The sequence below is a fragment of the Novosphingobium pentaromativorans US6-1 genome (assembly GCF_000767465.1).
Classification (GTDB): domain Bacteria; phylum Pseudomonadota; class Alphaproteobacteria; order Sphingomonadales; family Sphingomonadaceae; genus Novosphingobium; species Novosphingobium pentaromativorans.
This window is the reverse complement of record NZ_CP009295.1, coordinates 36,839-54,642: the sequence shown is the minus strand read 5'-3', so window position 1 is coordinate 54,642 and position 17,804 is coordinate 36,839. Positions and strand designations below refer to the sequence as shown.

15 protein-coding genes are annotated in these 17,804 nt (G+C 58.9%); 9 read left to right on the top strand and 6 right to left on the bottom strand.

Features of this window, described 5'->3' with window-relative positions; all coding sequences use genetic code 11:
* Window positions 1–194 precede the first annotated feature (194 nt).
* Window positions 195–602: a DUF2442 domain-containing protein gene (locus tag JI59_RS25865; RefSeq protein ID WP_052118057.1), complete on the bottom strand. Its 408-nt coding sequence runs from the start codon at window positions 600–602 to the stop codon at window positions 195–197.
* A 301-nt stretch (window positions 603–903) separates the two neighbouring features.
* Between JI59_RS25865 and JI59_RS24705 the strand changes: the two genes are divergently transcribed.
* The 7 genes from JI59_RS24705 (at window position 904) to JI59_RS24675 (ending at window position 11,917) form a co-directional block, all read left to right on the top strand.
* A complete protein-coding gene (locus JI59_RS24705) occupies window positions 904–2,946 on the top strand; it encodes a coiled-coil domain-containing protein (protein ID WP_007015810.1) in 2,043 nt (680 codons plus the stop codon).
* Window positions 2,947–3,078: 132 nt separating this feature from the next.
* Window positions 3,079–5,247 carry a TonB-dependent receptor gene (locus tag JI59_RS24700; RefSeq protein ID WP_007015809.1) on the top strand — a complete coding sequence of 723 codons (2,169 nt, stop codon included), beginning with the start codon at window positions 3,079–3,081 and terminating at the stop codon, window positions 5,245–5,247.
* Between the two features lie 13 nt (window positions 5,248–5,260).
* A complete protein-coding gene (locus JI59_RS24695; RefSeq protein ID WP_007015808.1) occupies window positions 5,261–6,349 on the top strand; it encodes a PepSY-associated TM helix domain-containing protein in 1,089 nt (362 codons plus the stop codon).
* A gap of 626 nt (window positions 6,350–6,975) precedes the next feature.
* Entirely contained in the window at window positions 6,976–7,530 is a 555-nt protein-coding gene (locus JI59_RS24690) for a hypothetical protein (RefSeq protein ID WP_007015807.1), read from the top strand.
* A gap of 156 nt (window positions 7,531–7,686) precedes the next feature.
* Window positions 7,687–8,472, top strand: coding sequence for a fimbrial biogenesis chaperone (locus tag JI59_RS24685; RefSeq protein WP_007015806.1), 786 nt, complete (start codon window positions 7,687–7,689; stop codon window positions 8,470–8,472).
* 7 nt (window positions 8,473–8,479) lie between these two features.
* Window positions 8,480–10,993, top strand: a complete 2,514-nt coding sequence (locus tag JI59_RS24680; protein ID WP_007015805.1) for a fimbria/pilus outer membrane usher protein — start codon at window positions 8,480–8,482, stop codon at window positions 10,991–10,993.
* A 9-nt stretch (window positions 10,994–11,002) separates the two neighbouring features.
* Window positions 11,003–11,917: a hypothetical protein gene (locus JI59_RS24675; protein ID WP_007015804.1), complete on the top strand. Its 915-nt coding sequence runs from the start codon at window positions 11,003–11,005 to the stop codon at window positions 11,915–11,917.
* A 10-nt stretch (window positions 11,918–11,927) separates the two neighbouring features.
* On the opposite strand, the gene JI59_RS24670 is transcribed toward JI59_RS24675, so the two are convergent.
* Window positions 11,928–12,359 (bottom strand): hypothetical protein, encoded by a 432-nt coding sequence (locus JI59_RS24670; RefSeq protein ID WP_007015803.1) that lies wholly within the window; start codon window positions 12,357–12,359, stop codon window positions 11,928–11,930.
* A 135-nt stretch (window positions 12,360–12,494) separates the two neighbouring features.
* A complete protein-coding gene (locus JI59_RS28085; RefSeq protein WP_007015802.1) occupies window positions 12,495–12,623 on the bottom strand; it encodes a hypothetical protein in 129 nt (42 codons plus the stop codon).
* 489 nt (window positions 12,624–13,112) lie between these two features.
* On the opposite strand from JI59_RS28085, the gene JI59_RS26970 reads away from it, so the two are divergent.
* On the top strand, window positions 13,113–13,748 hold the full coding sequence (locus JI59_RS26970) for a hypothetical protein (protein WP_138921572.1): 636 nt from the start codon (window positions 13,113–13,115) through the stop codon (window positions 13,746–13,748).
* A 351-nt stretch (window positions 13,749–14,099) separates the two neighbouring features.
* On the opposite strand, the gene JI59_RS24665 is transcribed toward JI59_RS26970, so the two are convergent.
* Both JI59_RS24665 and JI59_RS24660 read right to left on the bottom strand, forming a co-directional pair.
* A complete protein-coding gene (locus JI59_RS24665) occupies window positions 14,100–15,314 on the bottom strand; it encodes a type II toxin-antitoxin system HipA family toxin (protein WP_007015801.1) in 1,215 nt (404 codons plus the stop codon).
* The gene (locus JI59_RS24660) at window positions 15,311–15,913 is read right to left on the bottom strand and encodes a helix-turn-helix domain-containing protein (RefSeq protein ID WP_007015800.1); all 603 of its coding nucleotides are present in this window, start codon (window positions 15,911–15,913) and stop codon (window positions 15,311–15,313) included. Before JI59_RS24660 ends, JI59_RS24665 begins: the two co-directional genes overlap by 4 nt.
* 271 nt (window positions 15,914–16,184) lie before the next feature.
* Between JI59_RS24660 and JI59_RS24655 the strand changes: the two genes are divergently transcribed.
* On the top strand, window positions 16,185–16,568 hold the full coding sequence (locus JI59_RS24655; protein WP_007015799.1) for a hypothetical protein: 384 nt from the start codon (window positions 16,185–16,187) through the stop codon (window positions 16,566–16,568).
* A 6-nt stretch (window positions 16,569–16,574) separates the two neighbouring features.
* Here JI59_RS24655 and JI59_RS24650 read toward each other — a convergent pair whose 3' ends face one another.
* The gene (locus tag JI59_RS24650) at window positions 16,575–17,792 is read right to left on the bottom strand and encodes a glycosyltransferase family 4 protein (protein WP_007015798.1); all 1,218 of its coding nucleotides are present in this window, start codon (window positions 17,790–17,792) and stop codon (window positions 16,575–16,577) included.
* Window positions 17,793–17,804 lie beyond the last annotated feature (12 nt).

Below are 17,804 nucleotides of genomic sequence, written 5' to 3'. Positions count from 1 at the left end.
ATCTTGGCTTTCACAGAGTTCGGCCAAGACGTTCGGCGCGGAGGCGAATGCGAGTGAAGGCTGAGCGTCATTCACACATTTTCCCATTGAATGATCGCAATACCAGCGCGTGACGTAAGCAGTCGACAAGACGAAAAGCGAGATCCAGCGGTCTTCGGCCCCTCCTTTGCTCGCCCCTTTGCCGACCGAGTAGCTCATTCCGCCTTCGTAGTCCGCTTCCTTCTCGAGCCAGCTTTGGTCCGAGGACGTCCTCCCTTCCGACCGTTCTTGCGAGCCGCAGCAGCCTTGGCATCAGAGCGCACACTACCGCCTCGCCTACCGTAATCACTTGCAACCGTCGAACGGAGCATATTCTCGAAGCGTTCGGGGCCGACGGCAATCTTAACCATCTCGAGATTGGTCAAAGCAAAGGAAAGTTCCGGCCACGAAATCGACGTGCGATCATCCGAGATTTCAACCCGCGAAAGCACATCCTTTGTCTGCCGCTCGAGCCCTTCGATGATCCCGACATTAAGACTGAGGCTATGACCTGAATCCAGCTGCACCCACAAGCGGAGGCCGTCACCGGGTGTGGAACGGATGGCAGTCTCTATGATCTTCATTGAGTGTCCAAAAGCCAATCGTTTAGGTTATTGGAGGCCTACGTAAGAACCTAATCTATTCGGTTCCACCATAACCTAAGCAGTTTGTTTTCGCCCGGCAAGCCAATTAACCAAACTGCTTTGATTTCTCATAACCCAACCGCATTGATATGCCCGAAAAGCGATTAAACCCAATCTGTTGGTACTCTCCGTGTCTGGAAAAAAGATAGCGTGTCTATCTATTTTCTGCCTCGGCCGTCCTCTACACTCGTCATTGCGTAAACATCAGCTTGCGCAATGACGAGTGTAGAGGACGAAGACCTTGATCTACGTGAGCGAAGCCGGTGCGGTGCGGACCATGAAGCTTTCAATGGCCGAACTGGGCCAAGCTGAGACCCATGGGAAACGGCAAGATCCATCTTCTCAGCGTCGTGCAATTCACCCCGGGCGGCAACCGAAAACCAGCACGGGCCTGAACCTGCGAAGCTTGTATAATGCCCACATAAGAGGGGCCTTTGTCGGGAAGACCGGAACCAAAGCGATCCACATGATCGTACAGTTCCCAAAGGCCCTGGTACCTGCCGAAAACGACGATGAGATGCTGCGAGAGGCCCGGGCATTTGCATGTTCGGTTTTCGGCGAAGATGCAATTTTTGCGGACCGGCTCGACCGTGACGAAAAAAGCCAGCACGTCGTCGACCTGTTCATCGCTCCGCGTTACCAAAAAGTGACCAAGCACACCTGCAAGACCGCGATCTCGACAAGCAAGCATCTCCAGGAATTGGCTGTGGCGAAAGGTCACTGGCGACCAGATTCAAAGTCGACCGCCTCACTTCGGGCACAGGGGCAAGCGCTACAAACGGCGTGGCACCATCATCTAACAGAAGTGATGGGCCTGCCCGCCGTGCGCGGAAAGAAGAAGATGACCTTCGGATCTGACTGGAAAACGCCTGAGCAGTTGGCGCTTGAGGAGGCACATAGAGATATCGGGAAGGTTGCCGAAATCTATCGGCGGAACGGGTTTGAGTTCGCCGAAGACGATCGGACCAAGCCGGTAGGGGTTAAGGCCGAGTTCGAGAATGAGTTCCGCAGACTGTCAATGAGCGGCGACCATCTGTTCGAAGTGGTCCGCGCCTTTGCTATCCGAAATGCAGAACTTGCAAAGGAGAACGAAAAGAAGCTGCGCCGGGCGCAGAGCTTGGAGGATGCAGCTCAGCTCCTGAAGCGAAACTTTGATTTGAAGGTCAAGGAAGTCGAGCAGCAGAGCGCGCAGCTCCGCGAGCGCATAGTGGAGTTGAATGCAAGTCTGCAGGAGACCGTAAAGATCCGGCGAGAAGCCGAAGCGCGCCTGTTACTCGTTGCCGATCGCGAGAACGCCGCACGTGACAAACACGCAGATCTCGACGGGCGTGAAATTCGTGTCTTCGCAAGAGAAGTCAATTTGGAAGAGAGCGAGCGAAAGCTCAAGTGTGACCGGGAGGTTGTAACGTCAACGCTGACCGACGCATTCAACATACGCGACGCCGTTTTGGAGAGAGAGAAGGAGGTCAAGAAAAAGGCCGACCTTCAACAGGCTCGATTTGATCTGGTTGCCGAAGCGATCGATCCTCACAGCAAGGTAAGGATGGTCATCGTTGGCGACGGCATTGCATTCGAGGGTGCCTCGCAAGAGCAGGAGAACCTTGCGCGCTGGAAGGAATGGACCCCGGTACCACCTGGCGTTTACGCCATGGCGCGGCAAGTTAGCGTCATGCGGGAAGCAATGCGGGAATTGGATTCAAGAGAAGAACAGTTGCGAAACGATAGTCAACTTCTCAGCAACAATCAGCACCAATACGCAGATTCCAAAGCAGCGCTTGAGGCGCGAAACATCGAACTGGCGAAGCGCGAGACTGAAGTTCGTGAGGAAAGTCAGCACCTGAGGAAGATGATAGCACAAGCCGAATTGAGAGAAGGCGAGGCGATCTCATCTATTCAGAAATCGAATGATTTTATTAGAGTTGCGACAGCACAATTCAACCTGGTTGCTAAGGCGCTCGACCCTGAATCAAATTTAACGCTCCATCTAACTGAGAATGGATCCATTAACTTCGACGGCATCAAGGACGAGCGAGAACGACAAACAATACGCAGTAACTGGTCTTCACTTTTTAAGGGTCTCCAATCAATTGCAGCAAATTTTCAGACACTCAATCGCGCCGTCGCGCGCGCAATAAGCTTCGAAGAGGCTTGGAAAGATATACCGGACACTGAGCAATCAGCTGCAGTCAAAAAAGCTCTGAAGGCGCGTCAGGAGATGAGCGAGGAAGATAGTTGGGCTCAGACAATGGCTTATTATCAGAAAGGTATGGGTCGAAGCCGCTGACGGATGTTTAACGGCCCGAAACCAGGTATCGGCAAGAAAATGGAGCAAGCCACTTCCGGGCTGCTCCACTATTGATAATGACTTGCAAGATCATGGGCAGTTCCCTAATCGCTCGGCCGAAAGGGAGATCACATGTCCGTCAAGTTTCGCCGCGCCCTGCTCGTTTTGCCGATGACCATCGGTTCAGCTTCGACCCTCGCCCAGACTCCGGTCAACTTTGATGCGAATGCAGATGCTCCCATTATCGTAACCGCGGCACGCACCGAGTTGCCCGCCAATGCCTTGCCGATGACGATCGATGTTCTCGACAATGCGACGCTTACACAGCAAGTGGCGATCGGCGGTTCCGTTGTCGACGCGGTGTCTGCCCTCACGCCGTCCTTCTCGCCGACCCGCCAGAAACTCTCTGGAGCGGGGGAAACGCTTCGTGGCCGATCACCGCTTTATGCTATCAACGGCATTCCTCAGTCAGCCCCGCTGCGCGACGGGGCACGCGACGGCTTCACCATCGATCCCTTCTTCGTCGACCGGGTCGAGGTGATCTACGGTTCGAACGCGCTCCAGGGCATCGGCGGCACCGGGGGCATCGTCAACCAGGTGACGGTGGGGCCTGCGCAACATGACGGAATTTCCGGCCGCGTCATGGTGCAGGGGAATGCGGACAGCGGCTTCAGCAGCGACGGGATCGGCGGCAAGGTCGCGGGCCTGATTGGCTGGCGTGGCGGACGCTTCGATGCGACCGTTGGCGCCGCCTTCCACAAGCGCGGCGTCTACTACGATGGCAAGGGTCGCCGTATCGGCGCCGACCTGACCCAGGGCGAAACGCAGGATAGCCGTTCCTGGTCCGTCTTCGGCCGTTTCGGCTACGCGCTTTCGGATACGGCACGGCTCGACCTGATGCTGAGTCGTTTCGAACTGGAAGGCGAAGGCGACTACGTCCCCGAGAATGGGGACTACACCATCGATCTGCCGACGACATCGGTGCGAGGGACGCCGCCGGGCAAGTCGGCGACGAACCGAACGGAAAGCGCGGCACTGACGCTGACCGACAGCGACCTGTGGGGCGGCAGTCTCATGGCCCAGCTGTTCTGGAACCGCTCGCGCGACACATACGGCGGCGAACCGGTCATCGCCGGCGAGCAATTCATCGCCACTTTCCAGGACGCATCCATCGCGCCCTTCGGCTCGCTGTTCGACCAGTCGCAAAACCGCAGCCGCAAGTATGGCGGCAAGCTCTCCTACGAGCGCAAGGTGCCCGGTCTGGAAGCACTGACGGCAACGCTTGGCCTCGATGTGCTGTATGACGCGACCGAACAGCGTCTGATCGCTACCGACCGCAGCTGGGTTCCGCCTACGGATTATCGCAGCATCGCGCCCTTCGCGCAGTTCAACCTGGCGCTGCTGAACGACAAGCTGCGCCTTGCCGGCGGCCTACGCTACGAAGACGTGAAGATCTCCATCGACGATTACACGACCCTGGCCAGCTATGGCGGCTTCGATGTTTCGGGAGGCACGCCCAGGTTCAGCGACACGCTGTTCAACGGCGGCGTCATCCTTGAGCCGGTCGCCGGCCTGCGCGCCTATGCCAGCTATGCGGAAGGCTATACCGTCCCCGACGTTGGCCGCATTGCACGCGCCGTCAACTCGGCAGGGGTGGACATCGACGACTATGTGAACATCAATCCGATCGTCTCGAACAACCGCGAAATCGGCATAGAAGCGAAACGCGGACCGCTCGATGCGAGCGCCGCCTATTTCTGGTCCACCAGCAAAAACGGTTCGCTTCTGGTGCGGACCGGCGGCGTCTTCGAAGTCCAGCGGCAGCGGGTGGAAATCGAGGGGTTGGAGATCAACCTGTCGGCCAAGACACCGCTCCCCGGTCTCTTGCTCTCAGCCGGATACGCCCACCTTATCGGCCGTACCGACGGGTCAGGTGATGGCATCGACACCGTGGACCGGGATCTCGACGGCGCCAACATCTCACCCGACCGCCTGAACCTGGCCGCCAGCTACCGCAGCGGCCCATTCTCAGCGCGGGTCCAGACGCTGTTTTTCCTGTCCCGCAAATTCGAGCGCACACCCGGTAACTTCAGCGACACGTACGCTTTCGATGGCTACGACGTCACAGACGTGGGCCTGCGCTACGAAACCGGCTTCGGCGCCCTGACACTGGCGGCCCAGAACATCTTCGATACGTTCTACATCGACTACTATACCCAGACCGTGCGCCCCACCGACAATGCCCACTTCTTCGCAGGGCGCGGCCGCAACTTCACCTTCGGTTGGGACTATCGCTTCTGACGTGCCGGCAGTCATGAAGCTGCTCGACACCCTGCACCGCTGGACAGGAGGCCTCATCGGCCTCCTGCTGGCACTGCTTGGCCTGACGGGAACGATCCTGCTGCACAAGGATGCCTGGATCGCGCTTCCCCATAGCACCGACCCGCAAGTGCAGGAGACGGCCCTGCTGGCCGAAACGGCGCAGCGCCTCATGATAGGTGCTGCCAACAGGCCGCAATCGATCACTTTCGCGACTGCCGATTTCGGCCTCGATCGCCTCGCCTTCGCCGATGGCGCGGGCGCCTACGTCACACAGACGGGCGATCGGGTAACTACCTGGTCCAGTCAGTGGCAGCGGCCCGAGCTCTGGATCTTCGATTTCCACCATCACCTGTTCGCTGGCGAGCGCGGCGAGTTCGTGATCGGCATTGCTGCTCTGTGCGGGCTGTTCTTCGTGATCAGCGGTCTCATCCTCTGGTGGCGCACACGCAAGACTTTCCGGTTCCGGCTTGTACCGCCACGCCTCACCCGCCCTGCAATCTTGCGACATCACCGCGATCTCGGCGCCGTCATCGCCCCCTTGCTCGCAGTTTCGCTTGTGACCGGCGCCGTGCTCGTATTTCGTCCAATGGCGGCCGTCCTGTTCGGGCCCGGCGCACCGGAAGAAATCAGCCATGCTCTCGCCGCACCGAGCTACCGGCCCGTAGCCGTCGCCAGGGATCTCGATTGGGCGGCAATGATAGTAAGCGCACGCCGGCGCTTCCCCGATGCAGAAGTCCGCAGCTTATCTCTGCCCCGCAATGACAGCGGGCTGATCACCCTGCGCATGCGGGGGCAACAGGAATGGCTGCCCAATGGGCGCACGACGGTCTGGTTCGCGGCGGATACGGGCAAACTCGTTGCTGCGCGCGATGCCGCTGACCTGTCCTGGACCGTCCTGGGCTACAACGCGCTCTATCCACTTCATGCAGCCAAAGTCGGTGGGCTGGCCTTTCGCATCGTGATGACGCTCTCTGGACTGACCCTCACCATGCTGGGATCGCTCGCTGTCTGGAGCTTCTGGTTGGCAAGGCCCCAGCGCAAGGTGATACAGCCGCGTGCACCAGCGGCACGCAGCTCCTGAGCCGAAAGCCATTTCGTGCCAATGTGCGAAGCGCGGGCAAGAACGTCAGCCCTCGAAGTTGGCCGCATGACAAGCCAAGCCAACAATTACGCACCAGCATTGGCGTAGAGTTGACGACCGACACCGCCCATGACGGCCCCAAGTTTCAGTCGAGGTCACTCGCGTCAGATCGAACGATTAGTTTCTGCTAAAGATAAGTGCAAAGCCGGCACGTGGATCGAGCGACACGAGCCGAATTTGAGCTTCGATCGCTCGCCCGGCGGGGGAATGCCTCGGAACACCGACGAACCCCATCGATAGTTACCTAACAGATTTATGTGATGACCCGCTTTACCCCTTGTTGTTGAATGCATTAAGAGCGCCAATCGCGACATACCAGGCCCTTCACCTGTCTCAGTTGGGGACAGGCAGCTCTTTTATCGCTACGTAATTTCACGGAATCCTGCGGTTTCCCGGTAGGGCTGTGGAGCAAACCACAACCACAATGCTCTCCCATCCTTTTTTAAATTACTTCCATAGGTTAGCTAACCTTCGTCACGGGGCCGATTGATTCGCAGTCGGTGAATAACAGGGTCGCAGTTCCCGGGCGCATACACATGGAAGTGCAATTTGAAGGGGTATAACAAGTGAAGAAGCTTTTTCTTGCCACCGCGGCTCTCGCCGTCATCGCGACTCCTGCCTTTGCCGCGGATTCTGACTCGAAGGACTTCCGCATCCGCGCGAACGTGAAGCCGGAATGCAGCATCGAGGATCCCGAGAACGTCAACTTCGGCAACCTCTCGATCAACCGTGCGCCCGGCACTGATGCCCTGACGCTGACCACCGATTACGACAACAATTACCAGAACGTCTGGGCGAGCTGCAACTATGCGGCCGGCATCACCCTGAAGACCGAGAATGGCGGCCTCACCACCGATGAAGTCAACGACGGCCCCGATGCCGCAGACTTCACCGACATCATCTACTACCACGCTTCGCTGCGTCCCTCGGATGGTTCGGCCTTCTCGCCGGTCTTCCTCAACACCGAGAGCACCCCGGGCAAGACCCGCACCCGCACGCAGACCGACGCCTTCCATGATGACGCGATCCTGCGTATCGTGATCCCGTCGGGCGTTAACACCAAGCGCCCCCTCGCTGGCCAGTACAGCGACGTCGCGACCGTTTCGCTCGGCCCCGTCTGAGCATAGCGCACAGGGGGAGGGTCTTAGCCTTCCCCCTGATTTGCCCGGCACCGTCCCTTTGACAAGGTTGATGACTGCGCGGGCTTCAACGGCCTTACGAATAGAACCAGACTTTCCTATGGGGGGCGCCGGGCAGCAAGCCTGGCGAGCGGATCAATGCTTTCCAGAATTCTGACGGCCTTTGTCGCCGCGTTTCTTGTCCTTGTCCCGCTTACTGCAGAAGCAGCGCGGGTATCGCCCATGATCGTCGATCTGGAACCGGCCGGCCGTAACTCGATCGCGCGCGTCGAACTGACAAACGACAGCACGCGCAACATCCCCTATGAAGTGCAGATGATGCGGGGCGATATCAGCCCCGACGGCGAGCTGAGCCTCACCCCGGCGGACGACCAGTTCATGGTCTTTCCCGCGCAGGCCATCGTGGAGAGCCGCTCGCAGCAGGTCTTCCGCATCCAGTACGTCGGCGAGCAGGCAATGGCAGCCTCGCAGATCTACTATATGTCGATCCGACAGGTCCCGGTCGAGATGCCGGACCAGGCGACCCAGGTCCAGGTCGTGATCAATTACAATGTCCTGGTCAACGTGGTGCCCGATGGCACGCAGCCGCTTCCCGTGGTCAGCAGCGTCGCATTGTCAGAGAGAACGACCGAGGTCGATCCCGATGCGCCCCAGGATTCTCCAGCAAGCAAACCACGCACTCTCAAGGGCATTGCCGTCGATGTCGGCAACGATGGCAACCGCTTTTTTCTCGCGGGGACTTCCGATTGGCTGATCAGGGCCACCACGACCACCGGCGAACCCTTCGAGAAGAGCTTCACCGGCGAACAGATCTCCAAGATCATCGGCGTGGGCGTCGTAGCCCCGGGTAAGCACAGGCGCTTCTTCGTGCCTGTCGACAAGGACCTTGCCAAGGGTTCTGTGTCAGTCGAGCTGAAGCTCTGATCCGATCATGAGGGGCCGCAAAATCGCCCTTGGGCTGCTGGTCAGCAGCTATGCCATGGCGGTGTCCGGGGCCGCGCTCGCGCAAGACGGCACAACGAGCGCGAAAGCCCCGGAAAGGCCACAGGATGCGCGGGCCGCGGACATTCCGGCACCCCGCCCCGCTTCGCGCGCGATGGCCTTTACCGTGCCGTTGGTTTCCGGAACCAAGGTCCTTGGCGACGTCCTAATCGAGGTCGCAAAGGATGGCGGGGTCAGGATCGATAGCCAAACTTTGCGCAGCGAACTCGACAAGTTGCTAAACGATACCGGCCATGTACGGCTTGATGAAGCGATTGCCGGACGGCCCTATGTCGCAGCGACCGACCTGAAATCGATGGGCGTCGACCTTGCGTTCGACAGCAGTCGCCTTGAACTTCAGGTCTCCTCGATCGAAGGTTCTATCCGCAGGGTCGAAACATTGGGTGAAGCAGGCGAGAACCGCGCCCGCATCGATCTGCCGGTCATCGCCCCAGCGGGTTTCAGCTCCTACCTCAATCTCGTCTCCAACGTCGACTATCTTTCAGACACCGGGTTCGCCAATCCGGACGTATTTCTGACCGGCGCGACAAGGGTCGCAGACCTGGTTCTGGAGTACGACGGTGCCTTCACCGACCAGTTTGGCGAAGGTTACAGCTTTTATCGCAGGTCTACTCGTGCAGTGTACGATCAGCCGGACAAGTACCGTCGCTTCTCGGCGGGCGATCTCCGGCTCAACACGATGACGTTGTTGCGCACACCTTTCCTGGGCGGCATCGCAGTTGAAAAGAGCCGCCAGATCTTCGATCCATTCCTGCCTGCCGCAAGGCTGGGTGGCCGCGAGATTTTCCTCGACAACTCCTCGACCGTCGACGTGATCATCAACGGCCAGAAGTATCAGTCATTCCAGCTCCAGTCCGGAACTTACGACCTCGCCAGCCTGCCGGTCCAGCTCGGCTCGAACGACGTTCAGCTGCAGATCCGCGATTCCTTCGGTCGACAGCAGACGGTCAATCTCGACTATTTCTTCGAACCACTCGACCTTGCGCCCGGCGATGAGGAATATTCCTTTGCACTCGGCATGATCGCCAGCAACCTCACCTTCGAGCCGGACTACGGCAAGGACCCTGCCTTCACCGGCTTCTACCGCAAGGCCCTGTCGCGCAACGTCATCCTCGGCGGCGCTGTGCAAGCTTCCGAGCGCGTACAACTGTTGGGCGGGACCGCCTCGTTCGTGCCGCAGGTCATACCTGGGGCATTCGACATTGAAGCGGCGGTCAGCCGCGGCAACAACGGGACCGGCTATGCCTTGCGCGCCAATTACCGTTATCGCTCGGGCTCAAGCCTGACCCATTCCAGCCAACTTAGCGTCAATGTCGACTTCGAAAGCCGCAATTTCGATACGATCGGCGATATCGTGCCCAACGATTTCAATCTTTTGAACGTCGGCGTGAATTACACCCAGGGCTTCACCGATCGCACTTATGCCAGCATTGGCGTGATCCATACGCGCCGGGGTGGTGGTCTCAGCAACCGCACAACCGTTTTCGGCGATGTGATCCATCGCTTGACGGATCGGATCCGCCTGACGGCAGGCGTCGAGTATGGCGACAGCGAATTCTATTCAAGCAACTTCGGGGTCCGTCTTGCTCTTTCCTTCGCCTTGGGTGGCGGGGTACGCGCCAATGCCGATTATCGCAGCCGGACGGAAACTTTCCGCTCAACGGTATCAAAGGGCAACGACAGCACGGTTGGCTCGATCGGTTACGATCTCGGCTTCACCGATACGCGCGGCGAAACATCCGCGGACGGGAGCTTGGATTACATCGGCAATCGCTTCGACGCACGCGCGTCACTTTTCACGCAAGGGTCCGACATCGGCCATCTCGCAGATCAGCAACGCGCGCGCCTGCAAGTCGGCACATCAATCGCTTATGCGGGCGGAAGCTTCGGAGTTGGTCGCCCGATCGGGGACTCCTTTGCCCTGGTGAAGCCGCATGAGACGCTGAAAGACAATGCCGTGATCACCTCGCGCAGCCTGACTGGGGCGGAATACTATGCGCGTAGTGGCATTCTGGGAGCGGCGTTGCAGGGAGACCTCTCCTCTTACAATGGCCAGGACATCCAGTACGACGTGGACAGCCTGCAACCGGGCTATGACATCGGCGATGGCACGGTGCGGGTCGATCCACCCTATCGCAGCGGCTATCGCATCACCGTTGGCAACGATCACTTCGTCAGCGCGGTAGGCACGCTGGTTTCGAACGGTGAACCGGTCTCGCTGATTTCGGGGACCGTGCGCGCCGACGATCCGGATGAAGACTTCCAGCCATTGCCTTTCTTTACCAATTCGGCCGGTCGCTTCGGGCTGATCGGGCTCGCCCCGGGTAAGTCATATACGGTGACATTGAACGGCAAGCAGGGTCCATTCGTGATCAACGTGCCGAAAGACAATTCGGGGCTCTACCGTCTCGATATGGTAGATCTGCGCCAGGCAGGCGAATAGGAGACAGGCATGCGCATTCTATCATCCCTCCTCGCTATCGGAACGGCCATCGGCTTGAGCGCTGCGACAGCCACACCGGCCTTGGCCGGTCAGGGACAAGGCCAGGGGCAAACCTGTTCGCCGGAATTCGTGCAGTCCTCGCAGACCGTTACGGTCACGGGCCTCGAGATCGGCACTAACGCGCCGACTTCCGAAAATTTTCAGGTTCGCCTTCGCAATGATGGGAACGGGCAGTGCGGCGCGGCCTTGCGTGTCGCCCGATTGAGCACCTCGCCCTCGTCGGACCTCGCCTTCATTCTGCGCTCGGGCGGTTCGGTCTTCGACATTCTGCCTACGGAAACCAGCCCAGGCACGACCAGCAGCGACGTATATGTACCCGGCATTTCCGGCGGCACAAACGGGCGGGCCCTGCCCTTCGTACTGACAGTCCCCGGAGAATGGGGCATGGCCGCCGGCACCCGCCAGGAGCAATTGCTGCTCTCGTTGATCGGTACGGACGGAACCGTCTTCGATACCATGATCCTCAACATCGTGATCGACGTGCCGCCTTCGGTCGAGCTGCGCATCGTCGGCGTTACCGGCAACAACGAGATCGCCGGGATCAATCTGGGCACGCTCGATCCCCAGGCCGTGAACGTTTCCGATCCATTTGGCGTTCGCATCTGGAGCACCTCGCCCTATTCCGTGACTTTCCAGTCAGACCATATGGGCAAGTTGGCGCACGACAGTCTTGGCGACACCATTCCATACAAGCTGCGCATGAATGGCAGTCTGGTCGACCTGAAAGGCGGTCAGGCCACCCAATTCGGCACCCGCACAGACTCGCTGGGCGACCTGCACCCACTCGAAGTAACGGTCGATCCGTTTACCGCGCGCGCAGGCGATTACTCGGACAGGGTGTTGGTGACGGTGACGGCCAGCTAGGCCGACCAGCTCAAATGGCCGTAAGCCCGAATTCGAGCGCGATCGGCGCGCGCAGGTTCGTGGCTTCGATAGAGACCGGTACATAGCCGAAACGGGCGCCGGACCGAAACGCCACCGGCGACATGCCCGTCAGATCAAGAGTGCTGCGGCTACCGCCATAGTCCACCGATACGCGTTCGTCGTCTTCCAGCATGCGGTGACTGGCGAAGACCTGGAAGCCGCGGTTCGAATTGCAGAATTCCTGCACTTGCCCAACGAAGTGCTGCCCGCTGGCGTCCAGTTCGAAGGGCTGGGCATCGAGGTCGCAGACTACGGGAACATTGAGCGAGATCCTGAACCCGCTCGATGCGCTCTCCCCCGCGATTGCAGGTGTTGCGAAGATCGCAGATGCTGCCAGCAAAATGCCGCAAGCGCGCGCCGGGATGTTCTCTCGCCAAGCCATGGAATCGGCTTAAACACAATACCTTAACAATCAGTCAAATGGCCGCCCGCACTCTCGCGTCCGCACGACAGAGCCATGTCCGCAGGCGAAATTTCGGGCAAATCTTAAAGATCGGTCTCGCCGCCAAAGCTGGCTTTAAAGAACGCTGGTTGAGCGCAGTCTAGCGATGGGCATATCGCCATAGACGACGCCGATCGCGCCCAAGGTCAGGGCAGCGGTGGATGCATGGGGCAAAGGAGAATTTTCGCGCATCTTGGTTTCCATTCATTCGTGGAAAGCAAGATCGCTCGCCAGGGCATTAAGGCGCCATGGGAAAGCCGCCGACGCGCCATTAGGAATGCATAAAAGCCGCCACCTATGTCTGCCCCCGGTCGTGACCACGCGGGCCTGCGCAGTTGAAGCCTACCGGAAGGTCGCAGGATGCAGAGAGACAGCTTAGGGCAGAGGTCCGGGAAGATCAGGCATTCATATTATCGGGAAGAGAAGCGGTTCCCAGGGCTGCATTGGGGGGCTTTGAATCCCATTCGCTCCTAATCGCGCATTCCACCAATTCGAGATGAATTACGGCTGATAAGGCAGAACTAAGATAGAAGGTCTCTTGAAGAAATCTTCCCATAGGAGAGTGGGTTAGTGATAAATTTATCTGCCTTGCGGGGAAGACAATCATCATGCGCCGTATCTCAAAAGTATATAGCCATTTTATAGACTCGAAGCCTGTGTTATCCATTTATAAGATTGATAGGGAGCCGGGCAATGAAAGGGATGTGGTATTTCGTTTTCATAATTTTTGCAGCACTTTCGCCGACAGGCACTGCAATAGCTCAACAAACAACTATCGGCATTATGAACCAGCTAGCTTCAGGCCGAGTTGTCAGCATTACCCCTCAGTCAACTTTGATCATGGGCGGCATTACCGATGTTTTGGCTCAGCGATGTGGTCCCAAAATTGGGGTCACAGATTCCGATCGTGTCGTGCTGGCTGATTTTCTTAACGTGGCTCAATTACGGATGCAGGGCGGCGGACGATATAGCGATCCGTCGATTGCGGGGCAGGTCAACAATCAGATCCAAGGAGGATTGCTATATCTGAGGGCTGGGCAGATGGCACACTCAAGATATGGATGTAGCCGAAAAAGTGAAGACATCCTTCACTATATTGCAGAGAGCGTTCGATCTTCCAGATCTAAAAGTGTGTCTAAGCCATTTATGCGTACATGCTCAGTAAATCATTCGAGCGCACAATGTCGTTGTCTTTTATCATTAGGGAAGTCGGTCAGGCCTGGAGTGGAAAATATTCCATATAGCGCCAATCTTATGCGTTCTATTATTAAATCAAATCCGCTCATAGGGCTGTCAGTGATCAGCAAGTGCGGCCTCACACGCTATTAGGAGCGACACTCAATCACAGTCCGAACACCATGACCCCGGCGAGGTTTGTGGTCGTGAGAAATTTCTGAGTGAGTTTGTCGCAACGGGTTGCGACGGAAGTTCTTGGGGCGAGGAGAATATGACCTCGCTCCGCCGACTGAAGCGCTCCGGGTTTTCCAGAGGCTGTGACGTGACCCCGAGCTTCCCCCAGCTGGTATGAGAGCCAAGCGGTTGTTTTGCGCATGAGTGCGGTTGAAGCAATCGGCTGAGTAGCGGAGGCCTACCCACCGCCGGGCCCAATCCGTGCAAAGCGCAATATCGGTACGCCGATGATGAAAATGACCATCGTTCTGTCCGCCAGGGAGCGACTACCTAGACCGCAAGGCGCTTTCGATGCCTGTCGATTGCCGCCGCGACTTCTCCCGAAAAGGGTAGATGCGCCTTTTCTTGGTCCCAAAGCGCGTCAAATTGCTCGACGGTCTCTTTTGCCGTCGAGATGACGAGGTGCGAGGGCAGCCGCGCCTTGTCCGCGATCGTTTCCAGTTCGCGGTAGGTGAACGACTCCCATTCGCGCGAGCGATGGAATTTGAGAGCGGAATCCTCCCCGGGGATATAAGCGACCGTTGAGACGAGGTCGTAGGCGGGGGCGAGGATTGGTCGGCGCCGGTCGGGATAGATCAGCGACCAGTTCTTCAAATGCATGTCGCCATTGCCGATCAGCACGGAATAGGTGAGGCGGCGGACAAACTCGACGGCGCTGGCTTCGTCTGCCTCGATCGCGAGCACCGACAGGATTTGGCGGTAGCTGGCGTTCTCGTACTTGTCGTCGGCGTACACGCCAAAGACCTGGGCAAAGTCCTCGACGTGGATTGCGCCTTCCTCGCTTCGATCGAAGCGGCGTATGGCGTAGGCCGACGCCCCGTATCGGGTGATCCCGTCGGGCAATCCTTCAATCGTATCCAGCGGCACGAGATCGATGTCAGGGACATCGATCCCGAGTTTGGAAGCCAGACTCATGGCCGCGAATTCGTTCTCGGGAACGTCGGGATGTCTGGCTGAGGGCAGTTTGACGATCCAGTCGCCGCCTGTGCCGCTTACCGTAATGGTGAGGCCGGCATTCTTGCCCTTGTTCTTCAATGCCGAGAACTTGAGTTGGACGCCCGCGAGTGAGAAGCGAAGGGCATGCCTGGCTTGCCCTGCAATGCTACCATCCTCAACATCGTCGGACAGCCCATCTAGTGCATCGACGGGAATGGCCTGGACCGCTCCCGGCAAGTCCCCGCCAAGTTGAGTGAGTAGCGGGTACTCGCGCACCGCTTTGACGCCAGCGCGGCGCGCAAGATAGTCGCGCAACATGCCTTCGGGCAGAAGGTTGGAGAAGAATGGCTCGATCCGGGTCTGATAGGCACGCGGCGTATTGACGATGCCGCCATAGGGGTCACGGTAGGCGAGCGAGAGCACTGGGCGATCCTCGTCTGCGAGGTAGGCATCGTCGAAGGTGAAGATGCTGCGATCTCCATCGAGACGCGCGAGCGTTCCGATCCGGCGGTCATGCAAGAGTATGTCGAGAGCGGCTGCGTCGATCATTCGTCATCCTCCTCCAGTCGGTATGCGGGAAGCTGACGCTGCGTCTCTATGAATGGGGTACGCACTTGAATCTGGCGGAAGTGCCTGAGTGACGAAGTTGCTTCCTCAAGCTGCTTTGCCAGTCTGGCTGCACTTCCCGGCGCATCGATCAGGGATTTGAGACGTTTTGCAGGTTGCAAGGCTTCGTCCAGAGCCTTCAGTTGGGCAGCATCGAATTGCAGCCTGGGAATGTTCCGGATCGCGTTCTGATATCCTTCAACCTGCGAGAGCTCGGGAAAGCTACCCTTGATGCGCTCGGCAAGCTGCGCTTGCTCATTGAGCAGGTTCAGAGCGCGACTGGTTTCGACAGTCGAACCGTGGACGCGAACAGCGCCCTCCACGGCGGGCAGGGCCCTGCGGGGGATAAGCTTGACCTCAAGGTCGAGTGCGCGCGCGATTTCGACAAGGCTTGAAAGTTGGAGATCTACTGCGCCTTTCTCTATCTTGGAGATATGGCTTTGAGGCAGGCCAACACGCTGCCCCAATGCCTTCTGGGTCATTGCCTTTGTCTTCCGTGCCGCGCGAATGCTGGCGGCTATCTCGTCAATTCCAGCGCTCATCTATCTATTTTTACATATACTGAGTAAAAAATATATGCCATTGCATATCATAAGTCAGACTCTCTGAGTAAATGAAATATGCTTTGGCATATATGCTATGATGAATATATGTAGTAGCATATCTCTGTTGACATATCCGCAGGGGCACTGCCGTCAGTCAGCAGGCTGGAAGCCCTGTCTGATGACCGTCAGGGCCAGCAGGCCGCGGAAGGCGATTGATGCCGCATTGACTTTCCTATGCCAAAGCGCACTCTCTGGATGGAGGTGTGTTATGAAGAGCACGCAAATCTGGGATGTCGACCGCCTTGTCGCTGCAAAGATCCTGACGGATCTTGGCATCAAGGCGTCCAAGGATAAGATCGAGGCCGTCGCTCGGCACGCGGCAAAGCATCGCGAAGAATCCGCCTACTGGGCGGCAAAACGCGTTCAGACTGCCAGTCTCGAGCGATTGGCTGAGCAACTCCGCGGCGATTACCGGGAACACCAATCGGTCTGGTACGATGGCTTCCGCGCAGCGGAGGCTTGCATTGCAACGACGACCGCGGACGACGCTTTGCAGATCGCCCCTCCGCCTCCGCAGTCGATCGCAGGGATTATCCGATCACGGATCAGACTGTCCAAGGCCGAGAATCAGCGGGGCGGCTCGCCTACCTGATCAGTTTCAGGCCCTCGGGCTGTTCCGCAGGTCGCCGACAGCCCCCGCCACGATGGCCATGTGCGCGTCCCAGGACGGATTGTGCCAATGCGGCAAGCGCTCCATCTGCGCGCCGTAACGCGGTCCCTCCTGCGCATAATCCATAACCGCTGCCCCCCACCCCGGTCCGTCCAGCGGGTCTAGGAACTCCGGGATCTCACCACCCACTTCGCGCAGCGCTGCCAGATCGCTGCAGATTGCGGGCGTGCCTACGGAAAGCGCCTCGGCCACCGGCATGCCGTAGCCTTCCGCGAAGGAGGGCATGACCAGCGCCCGGGCGCCGCGCAGGAGGGCTGAGAGGCGTGTATCGGGGCAGTTGTTGATCTCTTCGACGTGGCCTTTCAGCGCGGGGCAGCGTTCCAGCAGGTCCACCACCTGTTCGTTCTCCCAGCCCCGGCGACCGACGATGACGAGGCGCGGCACTTGGGCTGCCGGCAGCGTCTCGGCGAGGTGGCGCCAGAGGTGCAGGAGGAGAAGGTGGTTCTTGCGCGGTTCGATCGTGCCCAGGCACAGGAAGTAGGGCATCCCGTCCGGAAACGACGCCGGCGCGGCAGGGGCGAGGCGTTCGGTTCCGAGCAGGGCTACGTGAATCGGCGGCGGGGCCATGCCGTTCCCCTCGGCTTCGATCCAGCGGGTCAGCGATGCGCCCGTGGCCGCCGAGTTGACGATGACCGCGTCGGCCAGCTCCGCGACCGTCCGCATGCGGCGGCGATGCTGCTCTGCGCCTGCGGGGCGCGCATATTCGGGAAACTCGATCGGGATCAGGTCATGCACCATGACCATGAAGCGGGTCTGCTCGCGCCGGAGGATCGCGCGTACCTTGCCGGTATTGATCAGGTGGTGCGGCGAAACCTGCAGGTACACGGCGCCGGGGGCACTGCCCACGCCTTTGCCCGTCGGCAGCAGCCGGGCCAGCCACGGCAGCACCGATGGCAGCGAGCGCTGGCGCGGATTGTCGTCCTGGTGCGACCAGCGCTGTTCCAGCTCGTCGAGATAGGCGAGTGCGGCCGAGCGCCGGAGGCGGCCGTAGATGCCAGTGGGATGAACTGCGGCAAAGGCAAGGTCCTCGCCGTATAGCCCGAGCAACCCGCGGGCGTAGGCCATCTCCACGCGGTCGACGCCCGAGGGCGTGGAGTAGCGCACGCGCGAGATCAGGCGCGATATATCGAGAATTACCTGCGTCACGGCTCCTCCACC